We start from the raw sequence: 25261 nt of genomic DNA, 5'->3' as shown, positions 1-25261 counted from the left end.
CTCTAAATTCCGGAATTTAGACCAAAAAAAACATAGATAAAGCTAAAAATCAATTTTTTACATTCATGATTTGCTTAATAAAAAAAGAGGGATACACTCCTGTTTTTTTTCGAAAATGAGTAGAAAAAGATTGTGAACTACTAAAGCCTGATTCATTAGCCATTGATTTTATAGTATAATTACGAAACTTTTTTTCTGTCTTAATTCTTTGAATAGCATGATTTATTCTGAGATCATTAATATATTGAATAAAACTCTTTCCTTTTATATGTTGAATAGATTTTGACAAATACTTAGTATTTGTTTCAAAACTCTTAGCCATTGTATTGGTAGTAATATTTAACTCAGCAAACCCACTGTTCTTTTCAAAAACTTCTAACTTTTTTGATATTCTGGACAAAATATTTTCTGATAGCCCAGTCTCAGCTAAAGATGTTGGCCCATTATTCTTTAATAACGGTTTTATGACTGATTCTTTAAGTTCATTTTCGGATATTTTCATAAACAAATCAAATTTTTGCTTATCCTTCTTCCGCTTCTTATAATAGTAAATAAATAAACCTATCGAGATTATTAGTACTACCCCTAATGTCCTAACTAAAATTAATATTAAACCCTGATAGCTATCGTTTTTTGCATTTATTGATTTTATTAATTCTTCTTTTTCTGCAATTAGTTTTGGTGTATCATAATCATTTGTGATTTTTTTATTAATAATTTGAAAATCTTTATCTAATATACTGTCAAAAGACAATAATCGATTAATATAAAATAATTGATTTTCGGTATCATCAATTGATTTATAATATCCTACAATATCAGAATATACTTCTACATTTTCTGGAATTTTATAACTGGAAAGCTGTAAGATTGAATCTGTTTTTTTATAAAAAACATTAGCTAATTTAGCATTAGACATAGCTCTATATGTCTTACTTAGGTAAAGATAAGTATCTACTAAATTATAACTTTCAAAAAAATACTCGTTTTCTGGGATATAAAAATATGGTAATGATTTCTCTAATAAGGTTAAAGCTCCATCGTAATTACTTTTTTGATACTCAAATATCCCTTCATTTACCTGAAACACAAAATCCATTTCACGGTAATCACCAAAATCCATTGCTTTTTTATTTAGAACGGAAGCAGCATCATGTTGATTATTATAACGATATGTTGTTACTAACTCCGAAAGAGTTAAAAGATATGACAAGGAATCTCTTTTGCTTTTGTCTTTTTTAAGTTCTTCGAATTTCAAACATTCCTTAAGCAATGATATCGCTTCTTCATATTTTCCTAATTTCCTTTTTATTAAAGAAATATTATGTTTTAGGATATTAACGTGATAATAATTTTTAGACTTTTCAGCATACGTATTTGCTATAATATAATTATCTAAAGCTTGTTTTAAATCTCCCTTAGCGCTATATAGAGCACCTTTATTGATATATAAAATTGCCGGTAAATAAAAGTCATCTTCATTTCTACTAATGCTAATAGCTTTATCCAAATATAATAATGCTTTTTCATCAACATTTTGGTGTAAATGTGCTAACATATAATTCCCCCAGGCACGCTGAATGTTATCATTTTCATTGATTCCCTTTTGAAGATATGTATTTGCGTACAGTGGTGCTATTTTGGGATCTGATGTAAAAGAATAATTAAATTTTTCATCCAACTGATCATAATCGTAATTAACTAATGAATCTGGAATTACGAAGTTCTGCTGCTGACCAAATGAATGTACCGTTATAAAAACAAAAGTGTTTACAACTAATATACCCAGATAATCTTTAAACCTTAATAACATGAAGCAGCATTTAAGACGGTGTTAACATAACAAATGTAGAGAATTCACACGAAAAACTCTTAAATCATTTTATTGTTCCAAATTCCAGAATTCAAAGTCCAAATTCCAGAATACGGACATACTCTACTTGTATCTCACTACATGTTGCTTATATATTTGGTCTGATCAAAAAAATGAAAGTTATTCTTAAATCATTGATTTTGAAAAATGTAAAACTTTCTTTTAACAGTACTGTTCATATTACAAATCCAATTTTAAGAGCCTAAGATTGGAATATTGGAGAGCATCTTGCACACGATTATAGAGTGATTTAATGTCCATCCTACTTAAGGAACAGAGTCACATACGTAGCAAATCAACTTTATATAGAAGTGAATATTTGCGACTCAATAACAGGTCGAAAACTAACCGCTCAAGACCTTAATGGAGCAATACAAATCATTAATTTATGAAAAATTTATTTTTTGCTTTAGCATTCATGTTTGTAGGTACAATTACTGTTTCTGCATCGAACTCAAATGAAACAATTGAAGATGTTACTTATGAGTACATCACAGAAGTAAATGCAGAAGGAATAACAACTTGTCACGTTCGTGTTTGTTGGAATGAGTCTGAGACTTCTAGAAGATGCACTGATTGGCAAGAAGTACCTTGCGATACTGAACTAGAAATAGAAGGTATGTCTCAAGAGTAATTTTAAAAATAAGCCACGTCTATTTTTATAGGCGTGGCTTTAAAAAACTACATATGAAAAATCTTATTAAATTTTTATTATTTATTGCTATAACACAAGTCTACTCGCAAACTAGCATAAATGGAACTGTTTCCTATCAACAAACCATAACAAATCAAGATCAAAAAAAAGATAAAGAGTATACACTTTTCTTTAACCGAGGAGTTTCTTATTACGAAGAACAAGTTGATAATGAACTAAAGAAAGAACAAGTAAAAGAATCGGATGGAACGATAACCTTAAAAACAAGAGACAATAAAAACCCTCAATTTTATTACAACAACTTAAATGATGGGTTTTACTTTAGTGAAATCTACTACAACAAACATTTATTTGTTAAAGACGATATTCAACTTAATTGGCAAATCTTAAGTGAAACCAAAGAAATAAGTGGTTATCAATGTCAAAAAGCTACTGCAAACTTTAGAGGAAGAAATTATATCGTTTGGTTTACTAACAAAATACCGACTCCCTTTGGTCCTTGGAAACTTTATGGTCTAAGTGGATTGATATTAGAAGCTTCTGATCAAGCTGGCTTTATAAGTATTAAAGCAAAAAAAATCACAATTAAAACTACATCAAAAACAGAAAATAGTATGCCTCAGGTAAAAACCAATAAGGCAATTACGGTAAGTGACTTTCTAAAAGAAAAGCAAGAGTTACAAGACATATTTATCGCAAAAATAAATAGCAAATTACCAAAAGGAGTAAAACCATTTAAAATTGATAATGCTTGTAGTGATTGCGGCAAAGAACTAGAAGTGTATGATTAAGGTTGTTATCATTTCTTTTCTTTTAATTGCGCCATTATTTTGTTTCGGTCAGACAACCCTTTCCGGCAAGATTAATGACTCGTATGCTAAGCCTATACCTTATGCTAATATATTGGTAAAGAAGGATTCACTGAGCATCATTGCCTATACCTACTCTGATGAAAATGGTTTTTATTCATTAGATGTAGATATTCTTGAAAATCAAAACCTCTTTTTAGTATACACTAGCTTAGGCTTTAAGGCAAAAAAAATAAAGTTAAAGGATCTGAAAACTAGCGCAAATATAGATGTCGTATTACAAGATAAAAGTGTTACTCTAGATGAAGTCATCATTACAACCGATGTCCCTATTAGAGTGAAAAAAGATACCATCACTTTTAATGTCGACAAGTTTGCTAGTGGTAATGAAATTGTAATAGAAGATTTATTAAAAAAAATTCCGGGATTGACAGTTGATAATAACGGAACGATACGAGTTGGCAATACAGAGATCGAAAAACTAATGGTTGAAGGAGATGATTTCTTTGAAAAAGGATATAAATTATTATCCAAAAACATGCCTGCTCATCCGATAAAAAAAGTGGAAGTTTTAAAAAATTATTCTAATAATCACTTATTAAAAGATGTAGAAATAAGCGATAAAATAGCTTTGAATTTAACCCTTAAAGAAGATGCTAAACGAGTATGGTTTGGAAGCATTGATGGTTCCTATGGTATGATTTCTGAAAACAGATACCATTTAAGAAGCAACATAATGAATTTTGGTAAGAAAAATAAATACTTCGCTTTTACTAACTTTAATAATGTTGGTTTTGATCCTATTGGCGATATAAATCACCTAATAAGGCCTCCCAGATCTGATAGACCTTCTAACGTAGGAGATAATCAACATGTAAATAATTTGCTTAACCTATCGATTGTCAATCAAAAATTTAAAGAAAGTAGAACCAATTTTAATAATGCGGAACTCCTTTCACTTAATGCTATTTTTAATCCTACTGAAAGGCTGAAAATTAAAACATTAGGTTTTTTTAATTGGGATGAAACAGACTTTTTTAGAAATAGCACAGATAGAGTTAATGTAACCGATGCCAGTTTTATAAATTCTGAAGAATATAAATTACTTAATAAAAACAAAATAGCTTTTGGCAAACTAGATATCATATATAACATTTCAAAAACAAAAATGCTAACGGCTACAACGAAATATAACAATGGAGATTTTGATGATAGTTCTAATTTAATTTTTAATGGCAATTCAACTATTGAAAATTTAAAGCATAGTAATACTCTTTTTGATCAAAAGGTAGGCTTCACCAATAAATTCAAAAACAAAAAAGTACTATTACTTACTGGGCGATTTATTCATGAAAAATCTCCCCAAAACTATTCTTTTAATCAGTTTTTTTATCAAGATTTGTTTCCTTCTTTTAGTACTACTAACAATATTACCCAAAAGAGTACTAATCAAATGCAATTTGCAGGATTTAATGCACATTTATTAGACAGAAAATCAAACGACCACTTGCTCGAATTACAGCTGGGAAATGAATATAGAGAAGATCGATTAACGTCTAAATTTTCTCTACTAGAAAACGAAACGATTTTAAATATGCCAAATGAGTATCAGAATGACATCACATATGGAGTTAATGACTTATACCTTAAAAGTAAATATAGATATAATTTAAATGATTTTGCACTAACTGGGAAATTACACTTTCATCAACTCTTTAGTCAATTAAAAAACAGTACCTCATCCAAAAATGAAAATCCTTTTTTTATAAATCCCAGTATTGCCTTAAAATGGAAAATAAATGATAAAAACAAGATTACTTCTTCCTACTCATATAATACTACTAACGCAAAAAGCTTGGATGTTTTTAATAACTATATACTCACCGGATTTCGTTCTTTTTCAAAAGGGACAGGTAGCTTTAATCAATTAAATGCAACTAGTGTAACTTTCAATTATCGACTTGGAAATTGGAGTGATCGTTTTTTTGCAAATACTTTTATATCATATAGAAAAAATCATAACTTCTTTTCTACTAATGCGCTCATTACCCAAGATTTCACACAATCCGAAAAAATCTTAATAAAAGACAGAGAATTTTTAAATGTAAACTCTAACCTCGATTATTACTTTAAATTTATTTCATCTAACTTAAAATTAGATATAGGGTATTCTAAAATAGAATTTAAGAATATTGTAAACAACTCGAATCTACGTGAGATAACATCAAACAATTATTATTACGGATTAGAATTTCGTTCCGGTTTCAAAGGTTTTTTTAATTACCATTTAGGTGCTAAATGGACAACAAACAATATTGAGACAACCATTGACAATTCTTATACAGACAACCTAAGTTTTTTAGATCTATCATTTATCTTTAATGACAAATTTGATTTTCAGTTGCAATCTGAGCGATATTTTTTCGGAAACCTTGAAACAGACAACACATATTACTTTATAGATTTTGATATAAGGTATAAATTCCCGAATAAGAAATTAAGCATAGGGATGACAGGGAAAAATCTTCTAAATACAGAAAAGTTTAGTAATTTTTCAATTAGTGATATTGGGACATCAACTGTTGAATACAGATTATTGCCTAGGTTTGTTCTTTTAAAAATGGAATACAAATTCTAAAAAAACCAAGCTTTTCGATATCCTTAATATTTATCAAATAGTATTCTACCAAAAACATATAGTATTGTATATTTAAACAAAAAATACTTTATATGTCATCCCAATCCCGTCTGGATCGCGCTCATAAGAATGCAAAAGTCATTTCTTTTGATGACAGCTCTAAGTTTATCTTGTTTAGTGATTGCCATAGAGGTGATAATAGTTTTGCGGATGATTTTGCGAATAATAGAAATATTTACTTCCACGCGTTGAAACACTATTATAATGAAGGTTTTACCTATTGCGAATTAGGAGATGGAGATGAGTTATGGGAGAATCTACATTTTGATACTATTCTTGGAGCACATAAAAATGTATTCGAATTACTTCAAAAATTCTTTTTCGAAAATAGACTTGCAATGATATGGGGTAACCATGACATGGTATATCGCGATAAAAATTATGTAGAAAAACACCTAGCCTCTTACTTTGATCCTAAATTGGGAGAAGACGTGCCTCTCTTTCCTGGGATTACATATCATGAAGCAATTATTCTGAAACATAAAAACACCAAACAAGAAATTTTTTTATTGCACGGACATCAAGTAGATTTCATGAATTATGTAGGATGGCGATTTAACCGATTTCTGGTACGTTTTTTATGGAGACCTCTACAAGTTATTGGTATATCAGACCCTACTAGTCCTGCTAAGAATTATACCGAAATGATTAAAGTAGAGCGACGAATGAAAAAGTGGATTGCCAACCACAATAACCAGCTTACTATTATTGGTCACACCCATCGTCCCCGTTTTCCCGAAGCTGGCGAATTAGCGCTGTTTAACGATGGAAGCTGTGTTCATCCAAGATCAATTACCGGAATTGAAATTGAAAATGGAAGTATTACTTTAATCAAATGGCAAATTGCTACTACAGAAGATGGAACTCTCAAAATTATTAGAGTCCCTCTAGAAGGACCCCAACAATTGACCGATTTTATTACTGATTAATATTGTATTCATATGGAAAATATTAATCAAGTACTAGAACAAATTCCGATACGACACGATTTTGTCTCCTATTTTATTAGCCTTGGTATTTTCATTGGATTGTTAATAAGCTTTGTTCTCTTACTTCGTACTTCTAATAAAAACAATGCCTTCAGAATCTACGGTTGGTCATTGTTCTTACAATCCATTATTGCTACAGATGTTTTCTTATGCTATACTGGTCTAATAAAATATGTACCTCACTTTAATGACAGTACAGAACCATTAGTACTACTTCTAGCTCCATCAATATACCTTTTTGTATATACGCTGCTTACCCGAACATCAATCACTTTCCGAAAACATTGGATTCATTTATTACCATCTGTTTTATACTTCTTATCGCAAATACAATATTATCTACAACCAATATCTGTTAAGATTAATGCTTACTTAGGAGCTTATTATAATAACATAGAAAAAGTAAGAATCCCTAAAAACATGGATTATACTTACTTATGGATTAAAGATGAGTTTAGATGGTTGATTTTAGCGAGTTTCATTTTTTACATCGTTTTATCAATGCGTCTTATTCTAATAAACAGAACTAAAAAGAAGATCTTAAGCGCTGAAAATACAAGTATCAATAAATTCGATTTTTCTAAAAACACCTCTATTGGACTTCTAGCTTTTTTCTTGCTCATATTTATTGTGTATATAAATTTTGAAGATGATGGCGGAGATCATTTTATATTTATTTTTAATACAATCATAGTTAGTGTTACCAGCGTCATATTATTGTCAGAATCTCGTTTTTTCGAAAACTCTTGGATTGCTGATAAGTATGAAACTTCAAGATTTAAGAGTCAGGAAATTTCCATTGATGATATCAAGCAATTTGTGGAGAAAAACAAGTTTTACTTACTGAGTTCTGCTTCCTTAAAAAGTTTGGCCGAAGAGTTAAACTCAAGCCCCAATTACATATCTCAAGTAATTAATACATACACTGATCTTAATTTTAATGATTTCATCAATCAATATAGAATTGAGGCGTCTAAGAAACGTTTAACTGATTCAGAATATAGTCACCTTACTATCGAAGCTATTGGAAACTCTGTAGGATTTAAATCTAAATCAGCATTTTACAATGCTTTCAAAAAACATGTAACAATATCTCCCAAAGCATTTGTTATACTTCAAAAAACTAAGCAATAAATATTAGAAGGCGTCCAAAATTATAATTCTATACATAATTCACTTCATTTCCTATCCAATTAGAAGAGAAATATTTCACTTTTGAGGAAATAAATTTTTTACAAATTATGGATGAAAAGATTCGTCGTTACGATTTAGATTGGTTACGTGTTATTGTATTTGGATTACTCATTTTTTATCATGTGGGAATGTTTTTCGTTCCCTGGGGATGGCATATTAAAAATAACGTGATTTACGATTGGTTTCGCTGGCCAATGTTATTTCTAAATCAATGGCGTTTACCAATTCTGTTTGTTATCTCAGGTATGGGTACTTTTTACGCCTTATCACACAGAAATCTTTGGCAATTTAATATGGAACGAATTAAAAGGCTATTGATTCCTTTATTATTTGGTATGTTGTTTATTGTTCCACCTCAAATTTATTTCGAGAGGTTGGTTAATAATCAATTCTTAGGATCTTATATTGAGTATTTCACAACTGAAGCCTTTATCGGAGTATATCCTAAAGGAAACATTAGCTGGCATCACTTATGGTTTTTGCCTTATCTCTTAATATTTTCTATTATTCTTTCTCCTCTATTTATAAAAATTAAAAGAAGTGCTCCAAAATTTACTATTTGGATACAACAACAGCTTCAAAAATCGTATGGATTATATCTATTTATTATACCGTTATATTTTATCGAAGCATTAGTAGAACCCTTCTTTGATATTACACACGCTTTAATAGATGATTGGTTCAATTTTACTAATTCTTTGACATTCTTCCTTTTTGGTTTTATACTTATTGCTGCTGGTCAAAAGTTCTGGAAAAGTCTCGATCTTATAAAGTTTAAAGCATTTATTATAGGTATTATTGCCTTTTCTATTCAGCTTTCTATATGGATACAAGACCAAGATAGCTTTCTTATTCATTTCACTGAAGCATTAATTAAGGTTACGAATCTATGGTCTTGGATTTTGGTTATTTTAGGATATGGAGCTAAACTTCTAAATACTAAAAGTAAGCTACTTGCCTATTGCAATAGAGCAGTCTATCCATTTTATATTTTGCATCAAACGATCACTATAACCATTGGATATTACATCATGAATCTTCATTGGGGGTTACTACCCAAATTTATAATATTGGTGATTGGTACATTTGGTGGGAGTTGGATTATATATCATTGGATTATTTTAAAGATACCTATATTGCATCCTTTCTTTGGTCTAAAAAAACCAAATAGTTATTAATCTATAATAGTATTAGATATAGATAACTCATTGTCATTTGGAACGCTATATTCAGTACAAGATTCTTTCTGAAGATCATATTTTTCTGATGAGACCTCCACCCAATAATCATCTCCAAAAAATTTAAAAAAATAACGTTTATCAATATAGACTTCATATACATCCTGAGTCGCATAATAACCCTCTTTTTTAACTGAATCTTTAGGTTCTACTGAAATGTATTTTTCTTTGAGATAATGAATATAAATAGAGTCCTTACAAAAAAGAAGATGCTTAGGTTCCGCAGTACCTCCATCCCAGTTTACATCTCCGTTATTCACTGTAAGTTTATAGCTATAACTATGACTTGTTCCATAATCGGAGTTTGTTATAAAACCTGTATACGTGGTGTTTTTATTTGTTTTTTCTACTTCTAAATGTTTGTCATTTCCTAAAAGCGTATTTGTTATATCAATACGTTCTGTAGTTTTCGATTTACAGTCGATAAATAAAAAAACGAAACTAAGAATCCATACATAAATTAATTTTTTCATTTTTATATTATGATATTAAAAAGCATATGCTCAAGAAAAAAAATCTTCTTGAGCATATAGGCCTAAAGTAATCTAAATTTTTTATTCGATATTGAGCACTTCCTCGATCTGAGGAGCATATTTTTTTATAGTCATTTCTACTCCTGACTTTAACGTCATCTGGTTTACACTGCAACCAACACAAGCTCCTTCTAACTGAACTTTGACTCTCTTATCATCCTCAATACCCACTAATGAAATATTCCCTCCATCACTTTCTAAGAAAGGACGAATTTCATCTAGTGCTTTTTCTACATTAATTCTTAATTCTTCAGAAGTCATTTTTTATTTTTTTATAGCAGAACAACCTGCCATTGTTGTTATTTTAATTGCTTCAGTAGGTGGTAGATTTTCATTTCTGGCTACAACCTCTTGTACAACATTCCTTGTTAATTCTTCGAAGGCTTTTTCTATAGGAGTTGCCGTTTGTAATGCCGCAGGACGACCAACATCTCCAGCTTCGCGTATGCTTTGCACTAAAGGTATTTCTCCTAAAAACGGAACATCAATATCTTCTGCAAGATGTTTAGCACCTTCTTTACCAAAGATATAATATTTATTGTTAGGAAGCTCTTCTGGAGTAAAATATGCCATATTTTCTATGATCCCTAACACAGGCACGCTAATACTATCCTGTTGGAACATCGCTACTCCTTTTCTGGCATCTGCCAGTGCTACATTTTGCGGCGTACTTACTACTACTGCTCCTGTTATTGGTAAAGATTGCATAATCGATAAATGGATATCACCTGTTCCTGGAGGCAAATCTAGTAGTAAGAAATCTAATTCTCCCCAAGCTGCATCAAAAATCATTTGATTTAATGCTTTTGCAGCCATAGGTCCTCTCCATACTACTGCTTGGTTAGGTTGTGTGAAAAATCCGATGGACAATATTTTGACCCCATAATTTTCAACGGGTTTCATTTTAGATTTGTCTCCTACTTTAACAGATAATGGTCGTTCTCTTTCTACATCAAACATAATCGGTGCAGAAGGCCCATAGATATCTGCATCTAATAACCCAACACTAAAGCCCATTTTGGCCAAGGTAACTGCTAGATTAGAGGTAACAGTAGATTTACCAACTCCTCCTTTACCCGATGCAACAGCAATAATATTTTTAATTCCAGGAATCGGCTTCCCTTTAATTATATTTTTTTCAGGTTGTTTAGCTGCAGGAGCTTCTACTTTGATATTTACCTTTATTTTGGCCTTTTCATATACTTTATCATGAATTGCTTTCATTACATCAACTTCTGCTCTCTTTTTGATGTGTAATGCAGGTGTAGACAACTCTAAATCAACAACCACTTCATCTCCAAATGTGATTACATTTTTTACAGCACCGCTCTCTACCATATTCTTCCCTTCTCCAGCAACCGTAATAGTCTCTAGCGCTTTTAATATATCTGATTTTTCTAACTTCATGAGTATTATTTCTTTTTCTAAACAATGAATCAATCTAGAATGATTCTAAAGGCAAAGATAGGTTGAAAAGTTAAGATTATAAAAACTATAAATTGAAATCCGCTATGCCCATATCAGCAGCAGCAATAGACCTAAGCGCAAAATGGTATGATTTGTGATAAAAAGAATTTCTATATCCAATCAATTGGTACTTATGAAACGAACAGTTTTTTTCTCGTTACTACTCTTTATCATTTCATCCTCTTCCTTTAGCCAAGGAAAATTGGAAAAAGCCGAAAAAGGGTTATCTAAAAATAACAACTATTATTCATCCCCCTCTAACTCTAGAACATCATCTAGTTCGTCTTATGACAATAATTCTCTTTGGGGAGGTCTAGCTATGGTTTTTATAGAAATTGGATTATACGCAACCTATTATGGTTTAATAGAAAGTCCCACAGAACAAGAACATCGTGCTAGCAACGCATTTATTACTAAACATCCTTATCACAGTTCTAATAGAGGTAATTATGCATATAATTGGGATGGAGATACTAACCTATCTAGAATTACGCTAACCAATCGATTTATTGCAGAAAACAGTGAGTTATATGGCAATCATCTCAATGCAGATTTTAGGTTTTTAAGGAGACTCAGTATCGAGGCCGATTATCTGCAATTATGGGAGAATAATACCTTTTTTGGAAATAATTCTCTTGCTACATTTACATTTCTAGCAAAATATCACCGAGTCCGAACAGAAAAGTTTAATGCATATTGGGGTATGGGTGCCACTTATATTGGAGGAGATGTGGAAGAATTAGGTTTTACCTATGGTATTGGAGCAGAGTACTTTTTTGCCAAACCCTTGAGCCTAGAATTAAACTATAATCAAACGTTAATAAACACGAGATCCTCAGACAAACTAAATTTCTCTTTAAATTATCATATAGATAGATTTAAAGTAACAGGAGGGTATGAGTATCTTAGAATTGGAGGTATTGGTTTCTCAACATTTTCGGTTGGGGTTGGGATTTTTATTTAACCATTTAGGGCATCATAACTCCTTCATTGGATCCCAGAATAATTTTTCGAAATCTTGTATTTGATTATCAATTACTTCTACACCCTCATTTTCGAGTAGTTGCTGCATTAAATTTGTTCCATCAAAATGGTGCTTCCCGGTTAGAATTCCTTTTCTATTGACCACTCTATGAGCAGGTACATCTTCTTGTTTACTGGAAGCGTTCATAGCCCAACCAACCATTCGGGCACTTCTTGCTGCACCAAGGTATTTAGCAATTGCTCCATAAGAAGTAATTCTACCATATGGAATTAGTCTTGCTACTTGATACACTTTATCAAAGAAGTTTTCATTTGTATTCTTATCACTCATCCCAAGTATAAATTATTCTAGCTAAAGTTAATAGTACTAAAATCAACATCAATATCCCCATAAAATAGTTAGAATATTTAGTTATAGATGCCGTTTTCTTTTCAATTTTAAGAAAAGAAATTACATAAAAATACAAGGTTACAAAAGTTCCGATACCAGCAGCAATACCAAATACTACAATCCTTAATGCATCATATTCCATTTTTCCACTTACACTCATAGCCGCAGCAATCGTACAGAAATAAGGTATGGGTAGCACATTTATTGCAGACATCATCATCCCTTTAAAGAGGCTACGCGAACCTGCATGTTTATATACCTTGATCTTGGTTCTTCTTTGTTTTGCTTTCACAAAAAAGTATATAGCCATTAAAAAAAATACAACCGCTCCTGTTCTGAGTAGTATATTTTTTACATAAGGATTAAAAAATATATATTTTGCTAGTAAAATAGCGAATAATGCTTGAATAAAAACAACAACCGAAGCTCCTATTGCCACTAGGATTCCGTTTTTCTTTCCTCTTTCCAAACAAGTTTTCGCAACAGTCATATTGATCAATCCTGGTGGAATTACTCCAACTAAGGATGCAAAAAATGTGACGAGAATGAGTTTAGTTGTTTCCAAATCGATGACGCAATTAGGTAATTTTAAACTGAATGTAAGTTATAGGTTTATTTTTTTCTAAGTATTGTTTTTCATAAAAAGTCTGGATAGTTGTTACCTCCTCTGGTGAACCTTCTTGATGATACACATTATGGTTAGCATATAATACCTCATGTCCTTCTCCGTGTAACAACCCTAATGTATACCCATGCATAAACTCACTATCTGTTTTAAGATGCATGATCCCGTCTGGCTTAAGAACTTGCTTGTAACGTTGCAAAAACTCATGGTTAGTCATTCTATGCTTTGTTCGCTTATATTTTATTTGAGGATCCGGAAATGTTATCCATATCTCATCAATTTCGTTTGTACCGAATATATGATCTACTAATTCTATTTGAGTTCGAATAAAACCTACATTGTTCATTTCTTTCTCTATAGCAGTTTTAGCACCTCGCCAGAAACGAGCTCCCTTTATATCTATCCCTATAAAATTCTTATCAGGATACTTTTCTGCTAATCCTACAGTATATTCACCTTTACCACAGCCTAATTCCAATACAATTGGTTTTTCATTCTTAAAAAACTTCTCTCTCCATTTTCCTTTATACCCCAAAGAATTATTCAACACTTCTTCTCGTGTAGGTTCTACCACATTCTGAAAAGTTTTGTTTTCGTTAAAACGTTTTAATTTATTCTTGCTTCCCACCTATTTATCTACTTCTATATCTATTTGACTCTATAACTCGCTTTATGTTACATCTAAGTTTACAATTCTTAAGCTCCAAGAAAAACTATTTATGCGCATCCCTTCGTACAACAAGATTAGTTCAACTACTATATTCAATGCGTTTCACTTTTGAAAATACAGTTTCACTAACCTAAACATAATTTTTTGGTAAAATTAAGGAAATATATACTTAGAAGAATACTATTAATTTTAAAAATAAGACAATGTGTTTTTTAAATAACTAACTTATAAACCAACTGATTTTGAGCAAAAAAGTACTTGTAGCGCCACTTAATTGGGGATTGGGTCATGCGACTCGTTGTATTCCAATAATAAATGCTTTAATTGATGAAGGTTTAGAACCTGTTATAGCTTCAGACGGAGCGGCACTTGCTTTACTAAAAAAAGAGTTTCCTGATTTAAAATCAAAAGAAATTCCTTCCTATAATATAGAATACTCCAAAAAAGCCAGCACTTTCAAGTTAAAAATGCTCTTAAATAGTCCTAAAATAGCCCACGCTATTACTACTGAAAAAAAAGTAACAAAGCGGATTATAGAATCTGATGATTTTTATGGTATTATCTCTGATAACAGGATGGGAGTGAGACACAAAAGTGTCCCTTCTGTGTTTATTACACATCAACTCACCGTTCTTAGTGGTAAAACAACTTCAATAAGCACAAAAATTCACAATAAATATATTAAAAAATTTGATGTCTGCTGGGTACCGGATATGGCAGATGATCCAAGTCTAAGTGGTGAACTTGGCCATCCCAAAAGAAGTAATATTCCTGTTACCTATCTCGGACCTTTAAGCAGGTTTACCTATCAAAATTTACCAAAAAAATATGATATCATGGTATTGTTATCCGGTCCAGAACCACAACGAACCATGTTAGAACAAAAGCTATTTCAGGAATTTGAGCGTAGTGACAAAAAAATAGTATTCGTTAGGGGTATAATTGAAGAAAGACAGAAAACATATATAAAAAACAATATAACAGTTCATAACTACCTTACTGGTAGCACATTACAAGACGCTATTAATAGCAGTAATATTATTATTTCTAGATCAGGATACACTACGGTTATGGATCTAGCTAAATTGAAGAAAAGAGCATTTTTTATACCAACTCCAGGACAATTTGAACAAGAATATCTCGCTGAACGCCTTACTATGAAAAGGCTTGTTCCTAGTTGTAAACAAAATGAATTTACGTTGAAAAAGTTATACGATCTAAACGCTTACAAAGGATTAAGTAGTTTTAGTACCGACATCGACTACGGGGAACTTTTTCACTTTTTCCAAAGTAAATGAAAATTCACTCCCTATTCGATAATCACTTTCTACATAGATACGTTCGTGGTGGGCCTCTATAATATGTTTAACAATCGCTAATCCAAGACCTGAACCTCCTTCTTTACGTGATCCACTTTTGTCAACCCTATAGAAACGTTCGAATAATCTAGGTATGTGCGCTTGTGCAATACCTTCTCCATTATCCGTAACTCTAACAATAACTTTATTTCGAATTAAATTCTCTATACTGACCTCTGTGGTACCATCTTCTTTTCCGTACTTGATAGAATTAACTATCAAGTTAGAGAGTACTTGTTGAATTCTCTCTATATCTGCGTGGACTATAACAGGTTCTTGATAATTCATGTCAAAAGTTAAGGCTATATTTTTTTTTGCTGCTTTCATTTCGAATAAATCAAAAACACTTTGCACCAGTTCTATAATATCAAAATTGGTATAATTAAGATTTAGATCACCTACTTCCAGTTTAGTAATCATGTCAAGATCTTTAACTATATAAATAAGACGCTCTACACCCTTACTTGCACGATTGAGATATTTGTCAAGAATTGCAGGGTCGTCCATTGCTCCGTCGAGAAGCGTTAATATATATCCCTGTACTGTAAACAGTGGTGTTTTTAACTCATGAGAAACATTTCCCATAAATTCTTTACGATAATCTTCTCTAACTTTTAAGGTTTCTATTTCTGTCTTTCGTTTCTGAGCAAATTTTTCAACTTCCTTGATCAAAGTTTTCATATCTGTAGTTACTGGACTTTCACCAATAGTGTCAACATCTAGCATTTCGATATCGTCATAGATTTTTCGAACTCGGCGATAAATAAATCTCTGAACCCGATACTGTATAATTAAAAAACAAACAGCATAACATACAATAGTGAAACCTACTAAGACTAAAAAATTAAATTGAGATTGTACATATAAAAAAACGCTCAATAAGAGCGTTAATACTAACGTTATATATAAAGACGACAGGTAAGCAAACCTATACGATCTCTTAAAATTTTCTGCCATTATACAACAAACTTATAGCCAACTCCTTTAATAGTTTTAAAACTATCGTCGCCAAGTTTTTCTCTTAACTTTCTGATGTGCACATCAATAGTACGACCTCCAACGATAACTTCATTTCCCCAAACCTTATCTAAAATATCTTCTCGTTTGAATACTTTACCCGGTTTAGAGGCTAATAAAGATAATAATTCAAATTCTTTCCTAGGTAATATAATCTCTTTTTTATCCTTAACGATCTTATATTCATCCCTATTAATAACAAGGTTTCCTATCTTTACTACATTATCGGATGACTCATCTTCTTTTAACCTACGGAGTAAGGCTTTTACTTTACTTACCAATACTTTCGGACGAATTGGTTTTGTAATATAATCATCTGCACCAGCATCAAAACCTGCTACTTGTGAATAATCTTCTCCACGTGCAGTTAAAAAGGTGATAATTGTATTTTGTAAATCTGGTATTTTACGAATCTGTTCACAAGCTTCGATACCATCCATCTCAGGCATCATTACATCAAGTATAATCAAATGCGGGTTTTTCTTTTTTGCGATTTTAACAGCCTCGATACCATTCTCTGCTGTTAAGACATTATAGCCTTCTGCAGTTAGGTTATAGCCTACAATTTCTAAAATATCCGGCTCGTCATCCACTAGTAAAATCGTAATATCCTTTTTGTTCATTTCTTTATTGAATTACATCACTAATCGTAAATATACTAGGTTAAAATGAAGTATCGATAAACATTTATACAGGAAACGATAAACTAACACAAAGATTTTATAAGCATAACATTAAGTTAACTTAATAAACTCAATTCGTGATCAATCCTGATGATCTCTATAAGTAGTTAACAAGTTCATAGTAGCCGTAATGAGATCTTTCGTCTCCATGAGTAGTCCAAAATAAAGCGTCGTATTTTTAGGACTACTTTCTTCTGTTCTCGTACGTTCTACCTGCTTATTAATTTTATCATTTACTAAGGTAAATAATTTTTGTTTTTCTTCTATAATACCATTAAGACCACCAAACTCTCTACTGTCAAAAATATCTTTAATACTGATGAAGAATTCTTGTAATTCATCTTCAATCTCTTTAAGGTCTTTAATCTGATTAAATCTTAATTTCTTATGGTTATTATTGACATGTTTATGACTGGTTTTAGAAATGTACTCAAGAGACTGAGTAATATCCTCTAGGTATCCCAGAATGGAAATATAAAAACTACTTGCGCCGACACTGGATTCGTCAAGGTTTTTAATAAAATAAAAAATACTATCTCTAAGTTCCTCTACTTCTGTTTCTAATTTTGCAATTCCTTTTCTGCTCTTTTTAAGAGAAGTTAGATCATATTTTGCCAAACTATCTATTGTACTGCCATAAATTTTATTTCCTCTGCTTACAAAAGATTTAATGTTGTCCGCACTTTCTTCAATAACTCCTAGTATTGAACTACTCTCTGACTTCTTAAGACTATCTTCTGCTTTATTTGCTCTTGTCTTATTACGATACTTAATCGTATTCCTAGCCAACAAGAGTATTGCCACAAGTAGCAACACACCTGTCATTATCGGTTGATTAAAATTAATTAGGAAAGCAATAAGTGCTGCAGCCAAAAATGCACTTATAGCCGTAAAGAACCATCCACCTATTACATTTAAAACTCCAGCTACTCGATACACGGCACTCTCGGTTCCCCAGGCTCTATCTGCTAATGAAGTACCCATTGCAACCATGAAGGTTACATAAGTTGTTGATAACGGTAACTTCATAGAAGTAGCAATAGAGATCAAAACTCCGGCTACCATAAGATTAACTGCTGCTCGTACCATATCAAAAGCTGGCATATCTTCCTTTCGCACAGTAACTGGTAATACCTGTTCTTCAAACTGTTTATCAGACAATTTCTTGAATGACGCTGGTGTAATAGACGATACAACTTCAGAAATAAATACGGTTCCTCTTACAACACCTCTAGACAGAAAGTTAGGACGAAATTTTTCATCTCCATCTCCTTGACGTGATAAATCAATCGATGTCTTAACTACGTTTCTTGCCTTAGAAGAAAACCAAAGGGTCAAAACCATAATTAGTCCTGCGCCTAGTAAAAGTAATGTTGGTGTTTCTGCCTTACCACTTAACGAAGTCATGAGATATTCGTTTGCAGGAACTCCAGAGTCACTCCACATTTGGTATCCTTCCCAAGCAGCTATAGGAACTCCGATGAAATTTACCAAATCATTCCCTGCAAATGCAAGCGCTAATGCAAAGGTTCCCACTATAATTATGAGTTTATAAATACTAGTTTTAAAAATAGTCATAAATGCGTAGGAAAATAAAGACCAAAACGCAAGACCTACCATTACAATAGGTAAAACATTAGTCTCTAAAAACCCTCTTAAAGTAATAGCAATGGTACCTGTATTTGCGTCAATCTTAAAGAGATCTTTCTTATCAGCAATCATTTCTTTGACAGTTTGATAAGAACTTTCGAAATGAATATTAGCCCACTCTAAGAAACTTAACCCAGTATCATTCGATAATGTATCAACAATTAATTTAGCATAATTAGTACCCTTAATACCTTTAATAAAAATAAAGTAAAGTATTGCAGTTAACGCAATTCCTCCAAATAATGCTCCTACCCATTTTGCCTTTTTTTCAAAATTAAATGACAACAACAATCGTGAAATATATTGGACAATTGCTCCAATAGAAAATGCAACGACCACAGAGAGTAATATTCCGGTAATAATTTCACCAGCTTTTTTAGTATTAATATAATTACCTAAATCTCCAAAAGAAAGTGATGAATCTGCAGCAATTTTAATCAAAGCTACACAAACAGCTGCTCCTAATAATTCAAATACAATAGAAACTGTAGTCGAAGTAGGCATACCTAGCGTATTAAAAAAGTCAAGGAGTAATATATCAGTGATCATAACTGCCATGAAAATAATCATGATCTCATCAAAATAAAACTCACCAGGCACAAAAATACCCTTACGAGCCACTTCCATTAATCCACTAGAAAAAATAGCCCCTGCGGCTATCCCTAAACTAGCAACTATCATAATAGTCCTAAAGGATATGGCTTTAGAACCTATTGCTGAATTCAAAAAGTTTACGGCATCATTACTAACCCCAACTACTAGATCCGCTATAGCTAAAATAGCTAAAGCAATAATCATCAAAATATAAATGTCGTTCATATTTTTTTTACAATCTTATAAAGCACAAAAATGTTACTAAAAATCTAGTCGTATGTTATTGAAATGTTATCTTTTTTATAGTAATCCAAAATCATTTTGCTCCAAATTATAATTAAAATTGTAATTACCTAATGATTAACATTATGCGATTTCTGCTTACTTTTATTACGATCTTTTAGAACTACTCAGCCCCAATAAAATTACATTCCTATTTTCACGATCCTTTTACAATCCCTAAATCATAGTATTTGCGCAAAGTTATAAGTAAAACAAACTTATTAAATAGACTTCTACTTGTTAGTACTTATATCTCTTACTTTGTCTTTACTGAGTTTATATATTCCTTTATTACTAGTTATTTTTTCACCTTTTACTGTTCCATAAGTAACAAAAACACACATTCATAACATTATAACACTCTGAAAATCATTTATTTATAGTTTCAATGTTAATTTAATGTTATGTAAATGTTGCTTAAAAGTAAAATTAATGTTACATTTGTAATGTAAATATTAAGAACCCCCAAATAAAACATATATTATGAAAAATATACTCTTAACACTGGCAATTCTTTTTTCCGCAGTAATCATGGCACAAGAAGCAAAACCTACTTTCGAAAAGCAAGGTGATGCAATTAAAGGTACTTACTTTCACGAAAACGGTGAAGTACGTCAGCAAGGATTCTATAATAAAGAAGGAAAACTTCACGGAGAATGGAAATCTTACGATGTAACTGGTAAGAAAATTTCTATGGGACAGTATACTAATGGAGTTAAGACAGGAAAATGGTTCTTCTGGAGTAACGAAAAACTATCAGAAGTAAATTATAGTGATAATAATATTGCTTCTGTAACAACTTGGTCTAACAAAAGTGATGTAGTTGTCAATTACAACAATAATTAAATTTACTAAAATATTTTATTTAAAGCGCTCATAAATTTATGAGTGCTTTTTTTTGTTGAAAAAACTTCAAATTATATAAAACGTGAAACTATATTTTTCCTGATAGAATCTATGGATCTTGTCGTTGACCAAAACTATCTTCATACCTCACCTATCACTTAAATCGGGTTCTTAACAATTAGGTAATCATTAAAAATTTCATTCTAAACCTTTATTTTAAAGAACTTCATAAATTATGATCGGCTTATTTTTTTGTCAAAACGCCATTTTTAACCAAAATCAGATAACAATTACATAACATTATAATTACCCTTATTTAATTTTTCAGTAACGCTCAGGTAACAATAGCTAACGTTATTTGCACCGAATTTAGAACACGTTATGAGAAAAATTGTAATTCTCTGTGCACTATTCGTTGTTGGAATAGTTAGTGCGCAGGAAACCGGCTCTATAGCCGGTACTTTGCTTGATAAAGAAGCAAATGATCAACCTTTACCCTTTGCCAATGTATTGATAAAGGGAACTAGTAAAGGAACAACTACTGATTTTGATGGGTTATATACTATCGAGAATTTAAATCCAGGAACTTATACTATCGAATTTAGTTTTGTTGGTTATGAAACCATAGACAAAGAAGTTGTTGTTACTGCAAATCAGACTACTACTCTAAATGTATCTTTAGGAGCTAGTGCTGCTGCATTAGACGAAGTTATTATAAAGACTACGAGTACTAAAAAAGAAAGTGTTCAAGCACTTCTTTTAGATCAAAAAGGTGCTGTAGTTCAGAAACAGAGCATTGGAGCTCAGGAACTTTCGAACAAAGGTGTGAGTAACGCTGCGGGAGCTGTTACTAAAATTTCTGGAATCTCAAAACAAGAAGGTGGAGGTAATGTTTATGTTAGAGGTCTTGGAGATAGATACCTAAACACCACATTCAATGGCTTATCCCTACCCGCTAATAACGTAGATAAAAAAAATATTGATCTTGGTCTTTTCTCTTCTGATGTCATTCAGAATATTGGTGTAAGTAAAACCTATGCTGCTAATTTTTATGGTGATTTTGCAGCAGGTAATGTAGATATAAAAGCAAAAGAACATGTCGGAAAAGCATATATTAATGTAGATCTAGGTAATACAATAAACACTGCTGCAATCGGAGAAAAATTCGTAAAGAACGAAGGAACAGGATTCTTTGGATTTTACAATAGATATAGAAACGATCCATTTGCTGTTGTATTATCTCATGGTATTGACCCTATTTCATCAGAAGGACCGGTTGGACTTTCAGGATCCATAACTGCAGGAAAATCTTGGGAAGTTGGTGAAGAATCAAAATTAAGCATCTTTGGAACTGCATCTTTTGGTAGTAATTATGAATACAAAAGAGGCGAGGCAGCAAATGTAACGGCAGCAGAAAATCAAATTTTTAGAGATACTGAAATTTTCGAATATAGCCGAACTACTACTGCAATGGCAAATGTTGTATATCGAATTAATCCAGATCATAGAATAAAGTTTACTTCCTTATTTATTAATGATGCAACAGATGAAGTAGGTCGTTTTGGAATCGACGGTAATGGGTTTAACAGAAACACCATTGCAGACATTGACGATTTTGGGTTTTTTACACAGAACGTGCAATTCGAACAAGACATGATTTATGTGAACCAACTATCTGGAGTTAGCAACATTAATGAAAAAATAAAAGTAGATTACGGAATTGGTTTTAACAGTGTTCTTGCTCGTCAACCAGACAGAAAACGAATCGCTATAGAACAGTTTGATCTATCCTTAGATAACGACCCAACTACAAACCCAGTTCTTTTCCGTAATGTAGATTTTGACAATCAACGTTACTTCCAAAATATTGAAGACCAAGAATGGAACGGTCGTATAAACGTAGCGTACGAGCAATCAGAAAATCTATCTTTCAATTTTGGATATAACGGACGTATCAAACAACGTGATTTTGACAATCAACGTTTTGGATTAAGTATTATTGAACCAAGAACAGAAGTTACTGATGTTAATGATTTTAATTCGATTTTTAATATTGATAATCTGGGTGTTACCTATAATACAGTAGTAATAAATGCTTTAGATCCTTTAGCGGGATTAGGAAACACAAACCTTCCAGGTCTTCCAGAAAACACCTATACTGGAGACCTCGATATACATGCCTTATATGCTAGCGCAATCTATAAATACGGAGAAAAATGGACATTTGTTCCTGGATTACGTGTAGAATCATTCAAACAAAGCATCCAATACAATGTAATCAACCTTGCATTTAACAACCCAGGGCGTAATGAGGCAACAGAAACCTTTTTATTACCTAGTTTAAATGTAAAATATGCATTAAACGAGGATCAAAATTTACGTTTTTCCGTGAGTAGAACCGTTTCTAATCCAGAATTTAAAGAGGTAGCTCCATTTGTATATGAAAATGTAACTGATCGTATTGGTGGTAATCCAGACCTATTAAATGATCCTGCATTCTCTTCTATTATCAATCTAGATTTAAAATACGAATGGTTCTTTAATAGAGGTCAGATATTTTCTATTGCTGCTTTTGCAAAACAAATTAATGATCCTGTAAACTTAGTATCTGCGAATGATGCTACAGGAACACAACGTTTCTTTAGAACAGGCGACAAAGCGGAAGTTTTTGGTATCGAATTAGAAGCGCGTAAAGCATTGTTATTAAACACTGAAGAAGAAAGTCTTCTTTCTGCAGGTCTAAACGTTACCTATACGGCTACAAAACAAGATTTAAAAACTGTTTCTGGAACCTTCAATACCAATTTTAATAGAGATTCTGATCAACTACAAGGTGCATCACCATTTTTGATCAATGCGGATGTAAGTTATACTCCAACTTTTGGAAATTATAAACCTGTAGCAAACCTTGTATTCTCCTATTTTTCTGATAGAATAGATGCATTAGGAGCAGGGCAATTAGGAAACATTGTTGAAAAAGGAGTGCCTACATTAGATTTTGTCTGGAAAAACAAAGTGCGTGACAACTTTGAAATTAACCTTAGTGTTAAAAACCTGTTGAACCCAACCATAGAAAGAGTAAGAGAAAACGCAACTATATCAGAAGATGTACTTACCACTTTAGGCATTCCATTTAGTAGAAATGCAACTAATGAAATAAATCCAATAGATGAATTTGCGCTGTCTAGTTATAAAAGAGGAGTGAATATCGGATTACAATTTAAATACACATTTTAACCCAATTAAAACGAACACGAATAAAATTATTTAAAACAAAAAATCATGAAAGCAACTATATTTCTTTTAAAAACCGCTGTCATTGTAATGCTTTTCGCAGCATGTGCAAGCGACGACACATCAGACATAACGATTAACATTAACGGTGATGGTTCTCCTGTTGATCCTACCAGCGAAGTTATAGGAGGTACTCTTACAGAAGACCTTACTCTTGAGTCCAATACTGAGTACTCGCTTAATAGCGCACTTATTGTTCCTGAAGGTTTCACGTTAACTGTAGAGCCTGGTGTAGTTGTACGTGCAGCAACCGGATCTGATGTATACATCGCTGTATTACAAGGAGGAATTATTAATGCAGAAGGAACTTCTTCTAACCCAATTGTATTTACTTCTGCTACCTCAACTCCTAATCCTGGAGACTGGGGAGGTCTTATCATATTAGGTAAAGCACCAATAAACTCTGTTGTTGGAGGAGATGCTACTTCTACTTCTGAAATTGGAGGATTACCATACGGTGGTAGTATAGTAGATGATAACTCAGGGATCCTTAGATACGTTCGTATTGAATATTCTGGTGGTGCAGCAGATGCAGCTTCAGAAAATAATGGATTTTCATTCTACGCAGTAGGAAACGGAACTACAATAGAATATATACAAGCTTTTGAAGGAGCAGATGATGGAGTAGAATTTTTTGGAGGAACGGTTAACGCTTCATTTATATCTGTTGTAGGTGCACAGGATGATTCTGTAGACTGGACTGAAGGATTTACAGGAACCTTAACAAATGTGTATATCGAGCATAGACAATCTCATGACAAAGGAATAGAAGGTGATGGTTTTAATACAGATATCGGAAACAACTCTAATCCTGTGTTTTGGTCTGCTCCTACAGTTACAAACCTAACCATTAATGGACTTGGTTCTTCTAATGAGAATGAAGCTATCAGATTACGCGCTGGAACAAGAGCTGTATTTACCAATGTGATGTTAGAAGGTTTTGCAGAAGGTTTTGACCTTGATGATACCGAGACTGGAAACGGTGTATTAAGTGATGAAACTTCTGTTACAGATATCACTTTTGATGATATCACTCTTACTCTTAAAAATGATACCGGAGCTACTTTTGGAGAAGCAGATGTAATCACTGGCATTGGCAATGGAACTGGTGCAGATTACAACTCATGGAATTCTGGATGGACTCGTAACTAATAATACGAGATAAAAATTTATCCAATAATAATTAAGCTGTTTGAAAAGGTGATTAACTATTTTTCAAACAGCTTATTTCGTTTTTATTTTATAAAACACTACCCCTCTTAACCTTTTCTTTTCATTCTTAGCACTTAAGTTACATTCTAATAATCCAACAATAATAATGGGTTAAAACTAATAACAGTGAAACTTTATTTATTTGTAATAAAATTTCAAAGAACACTTAATTAAAATACAACATACTACGCGTGATACT

Annotated in this window: 21 protein-coding genes; 11 read left to right on the top strand and 10 right to left on the bottom strand. The window is 32.0% G+C overall.

The features are described 5' to 3' along the window. Positions 1–49: 49 nt before the first annotated feature. Positions 50–1813, bottom strand: a complete 1764-nt coding sequence (locus Q0921_RS19320) for an AraC family transcriptional regulator (protein WP_299259796.1) — start codon at positions 1811–1813, stop codon at positions 50–52. A 448-nt stretch (positions 1814–2261) separates the two neighbouring features. On the opposite strand from Q0921_RS19320, the gene Q0921_RS19315 reads away from it, so the two are divergent. The 6 genes from Q0921_RS19315 (at position 2262) to Q0921_RS19290 (ending at position 9396) form a co-directional block, all read left to right on the top strand. Further along, complete coding sequence (locus Q0921_RS19315; protein WP_299259794.1) at positions 2262–2507, top strand: hypothetical protein; 246 nt, start codon at positions 2262–2264, stop codon at positions 2505–2507. 53 nt (positions 2508–2560) lie between these two features. Further along, positions 2561–3319 carry a GLPGLI family protein gene (locus Q0921_RS19310; protein WP_299259792.1) on the top strand — a complete coding sequence of 253 codons (759 nt, stop codon included), beginning with the start codon at positions 2561–2563 and terminating at the stop codon, positions 3317–3319. Then, positions 3312–5975 carry a TonB-dependent receptor gene (locus Q0921_RS19305; RefSeq protein ID WP_299259790.1) on the top strand — a complete coding sequence of 888 codons (2664 nt, stop codon included), beginning with the start codon at positions 3312–3314 and terminating at the stop codon, positions 5973–5975. Before Q0921_RS19310 ends, Q0921_RS19305 begins: the two co-directional genes overlap by 8 nt. A 92-nt stretch (positions 5976–6067) precedes the next feature. Beyond that, positions 6068–6964, top strand: coding sequence for a metallophosphoesterase family protein (locus Q0921_RS19300; RefSeq protein WP_299259788.1), 897 nt, complete (start codon positions 6068–6070; stop codon positions 6962–6964). A gap of 12 nt (positions 6965–6976) precedes the next feature. Further along, positions 6977–8158 (top strand): AraC family transcriptional regulator, encoded by a 1182-nt coding sequence (locus Q0921_RS19295; protein ID WP_299259786.1) that lies wholly within the window; start codon positions 6977–6979, stop codon positions 8156–8158. A 107-nt stretch (positions 8159–8265) separates the two neighbouring features. Continuing rightward, a complete protein-coding gene (locus Q0921_RS19290; protein WP_299259784.1) occupies positions 8266–9396 on the top strand; it encodes an acyltransferase family protein in 1131 nt (376 codons plus the stop codon). Here Q0921_RS19290 and Q0921_RS19285 read toward each other — a convergent pair. From Q0921_RS19285 to Q0921_RS19275, 3 genes are all read right to left on the bottom strand, one after another. After that, the gene (locus tag Q0921_RS19285; RefSeq protein WP_299259780.1) at positions 9393–9929 is read right to left on the bottom strand and encodes a hypothetical protein; all 537 of its coding nucleotides are present in this window, start codon (positions 9927–9929) and stop codon (positions 9393–9395) included. The genes Q0921_RS19290 and Q0921_RS19285 overlap by 4 nt on opposite strands. An 81-nt stretch (positions 9930–10010) precedes the next feature. Then, the gene (locus Q0921_RS19280) at positions 10011–10250 is read right to left on the bottom strand and encodes a NifU family protein (protein ID WP_299218812.1); all 240 of its coding nucleotides are present in this window, start codon (positions 10248–10250) and stop codon (positions 10011–10013) included. A gap of 3 nt (positions 10251–10253) precedes the next feature. Then, on the bottom strand, positions 10254–11396 hold the full coding sequence (locus Q0921_RS19275) for an Mrp/NBP35 family ATP-binding protein (protein ID WP_299259778.1): 1143 nt from the start codon (positions 11394–11396) through the stop codon (positions 10254–10256). Between the two features lie 193 nt (positions 11397–11589). Between Q0921_RS19275 and Q0921_RS19270 the strand changes: the two genes are divergently transcribed. Then, on the top strand, positions 11590–12420 hold the full coding sequence (locus Q0921_RS19270) for an outer membrane beta-barrel protein (RefSeq protein WP_299259776.1): 831 nt from the start codon (positions 11590–11592) through the stop codon (positions 12418–12420). A gap of 12 nt (positions 12421–12432) precedes the next feature. Here the strand turns inward: Q0921_RS19270 and Q0921_RS19265 are convergent, their stop codons facing one another. The 3 genes from Q0921_RS19265 to trmB are packed head-to-tail and all read right to left on the bottom strand — an operon-like array spanning position 12433 to position 14084. After that, positions 12433–12771, bottom strand: coding sequence for an MGMT family protein (locus Q0921_RS19265; RefSeq protein ID WP_299259774.1), 339 nt, complete (start codon positions 12769–12771; stop codon positions 12433–12435). Next, positions 12764–13396 carry a LysE family transporter gene (locus Q0921_RS19260; RefSeq protein ID WP_299259772.1) on the bottom strand — a complete coding sequence of 211 codons (633 nt, stop codon included), beginning with the start codon at positions 13394–13396 and terminating at the stop codon, positions 12764–12766. Before Q0921_RS19260 ends, Q0921_RS19265 begins: the two co-directional genes overlap by 8 nt. 13 nt (positions 13397–13409) lie before the next feature. Next, complete coding sequence (gene trmB / locus Q0921_RS19255; protein WP_299259770.1) at positions 13410–14084, bottom strand: tRNA (guanosine(46)-N7)-methyltransferase TrmB; 675 nt, start codon at positions 14082–14084, stop codon at positions 13410–13412. 284 nt (positions 14085–14368) lie between these two features. Here trmB and Q0921_RS19250 point away from each other — a divergent pair, with 284 nt between their 5' ends. Further along, positions 14369–15424: a glycosyltransferase gene (locus Q0921_RS19250; RefSeq protein WP_367183351.1), complete on the top strand. Its 1056-nt coding sequence runs from the start codon at positions 14369–14371 to the stop codon at positions 15422–15424. Here the strand turns inward: Q0921_RS19250 and Q0921_RS19245 are convergent. From Q0921_RS19245 to Q0921_RS19235, 3 genes are all read right to left on the bottom strand, one after another. Next, entirely contained in the window at positions 15362–16441 is a 1080-nt protein-coding gene (locus Q0921_RS19245) for an ATP-binding protein (RefSeq protein WP_299259768.1), read from the bottom strand. The two genes, Q0921_RS19250 and Q0921_RS19245, sit on opposite strands and share 63 nt — an antisense overlap. Next, the gene (locus tag Q0921_RS19240; protein ID WP_299259766.1) at positions 16441–17124 is read right to left on the bottom strand and encodes a response regulator transcription factor; all 684 of its coding nucleotides are present in this window, start codon (positions 17122–17124) and stop codon (positions 16441–16443) included. The genes Q0921_RS19245 and Q0921_RS19240 overlap by 1 nt, the downstream gene beginning before the upstream one ends. Positions 17125–17265: 141 nt before the next feature. Next, positions 17266–19653: an inorganic phosphate transporter gene (locus Q0921_RS19235; protein WP_299259764.1), complete on the bottom strand. Its 2388-nt coding sequence runs from the start codon at positions 19651–19653 to the stop codon at positions 17266–17268. A gap of 540 nt (positions 19654–20193) precedes the next feature. On the opposite strand from Q0921_RS19235, the gene Q0921_RS19230 reads away from it, so the two are divergent. From Q0921_RS19230 to Q0921_RS19220, 3 genes are all read left to right on the top strand, one after another. Continuing rightward, positions 20194–20556, top strand: a complete 363-nt coding sequence (locus Q0921_RS19230) for a nicotinic acid mononucleotide adenyltransferase (RefSeq protein WP_299259762.1) — start codon at positions 20194–20196, stop codon at positions 20554–20556. A 381-nt stretch (positions 20557–20937) separates the two neighbouring features. After that, positions 20938–23793, top strand: a complete 2856-nt coding sequence (locus tag Q0921_RS19225) for a TonB-dependent receptor (RefSeq protein ID WP_299259760.1) — start codon at positions 20938–20940, stop codon at positions 23791–23793. Positions 23794–23838: 45 nt separating this feature from the next. After that, complete coding sequence (locus Q0921_RS19220) at positions 23839–25002, top strand: multidrug transporter (RefSeq protein WP_299259758.1); 1164 nt, start codon at positions 23839–23841, stop codon at positions 25000–25002. The last annotated feature ends 259 nt before the right edge of the window (positions 25003–25261 follow it).

It is taken from the genome of uncultured Aquimarina sp. (assembly GCF_947496855.1).
Classification (GTDB): domain Bacteria; phylum Bacteroidota; class Bacteroidia; order Flavobacteriales; family Flavobacteriaceae; genus Aquimarina.
Note: the sequence above shows the minus strand (reverse complement) of the source record. Positions and strands in the feature narration are given on the sequence as shown.

Excerpts from the sequence above, each read along its gene's own strand:
- Q0921_RS19305 (WP_299259790.1), top strand. The coding sequence starts at position 3,312 with ATGATTAAGGTTGTTATCATTTCTTTTCTTTTAATTGCGCCATTATTT.
- Q0921_RS19240 (WP_299259766.1), bottom strand. The coding sequence starts at position 17,124 with ATGAACAAAAAGGATATTACGATTTTACTAGTGGATGACGAGCCGGAT.
- Q0921_RS19310 (WP_299259792.1), top strand. The coding sequence starts at position 2,561 with ATGAAAAATCTTATTAAATTTTTATTATTTATTGCTATAACACAAGTC.
- Q0921_RS19300 (WP_299259788.1), top strand. The coding sequence starts at position 6,068 with ATGTCATCCCAATCCCGTCTGGATCGCGCTCATAAGAATGCAAAAGTC.
- Q0921_RS19265 (WP_299259774.1), bottom strand. The coding sequence starts at position 12,771 with ATGAGTGATAAGAATACAAATGAAAACTTCTTTGATAAAGTGTATCAA.
- Q0921_RS19280 (WP_299218812.1), bottom strand. The coding sequence starts at position 10,250 with ATGACTTCTGAAGAATTAAGAATTAATGTAGAAAAAGCACTAGATGAA.
- Q0921_RS19285 (WP_299259780.1), bottom strand. The coding sequence starts at position 9,929 with ATGAAAAAATTAATTTATGTATGGATTCTTAGTTTCGTTTTTTTATTT.
- Q0921_RS19220 (WP_299259758.1), top strand. The coding sequence starts at position 23,839 with ATGAAAGCAACTATATTTCTTTTAAAAACCGCTGTCATTGTAATGCTT.
- Q0921_RS19295 (WP_299259786.1), top strand. The coding sequence starts at position 6,977 with ATGGAAAATATTAATCAAGTACTAGAACAAATTCCGATACGACACGAT.
- Q0921_RS19235 (WP_299259764.1), bottom strand. The coding sequence starts at position 19,653 with ATGAACGACATTTATATTTTGATGATTATTGCTTTAGCTATTTTAGCT.
- Q0921_RS19245 (WP_299259768.1), bottom strand. The coding sequence starts at position 16,441 with ATGGCAGAAAATTTTAAGAGATCGTATAGGTTTGCTTACCTGTCGTCT.
- Q0921_RS19225 (WP_299259760.1), top strand. The coding sequence starts at position 20,938 with ATGAGAAAAATTGTAATTCTCTGTGCACTATTCGTTGTTGGAATAGTT.
- Q0921_RS19270 (WP_299259776.1), top strand. The coding sequence starts at position 11,590 with ATGAAACGAACAGTTTTTTTCTCGTTACTACTCTTTATCATTTCATCC.
- Q0921_RS19315 (WP_299259794.1), top strand. The coding sequence starts at position 2,262 with ATGAAAAATTTATTTTTTGCTTTAGCATTCATGTTTGTAGGTACAATT.
- Q0921_RS19275 (WP_299259778.1), bottom strand. The coding sequence starts at position 11,396 with ATGAAGTTAGAAAAATCAGATATATTAAAAGCGCTAGAGACTATTACG.
- Q0921_RS19230 (WP_299259762.1), top strand. The coding sequence starts at position 20,194 with ATGAAAAATATACTCTTAACACTGGCAATTCTTTTTTCCGCAGTAATC.
- Q0921_RS19320 (WP_299259796.1), bottom strand. The coding sequence starts at position 1,813 with ATGTTATTAAGGTTTAAAGATTATCTGGGTATATTAGTTGTAAACACT.
- Q0921_RS19290 (WP_299259784.1), top strand. The coding sequence starts at position 8,266 with ATGGATGAAAAGATTCGTCGTTACGATTTAGATTGGTTACGTGTTATT.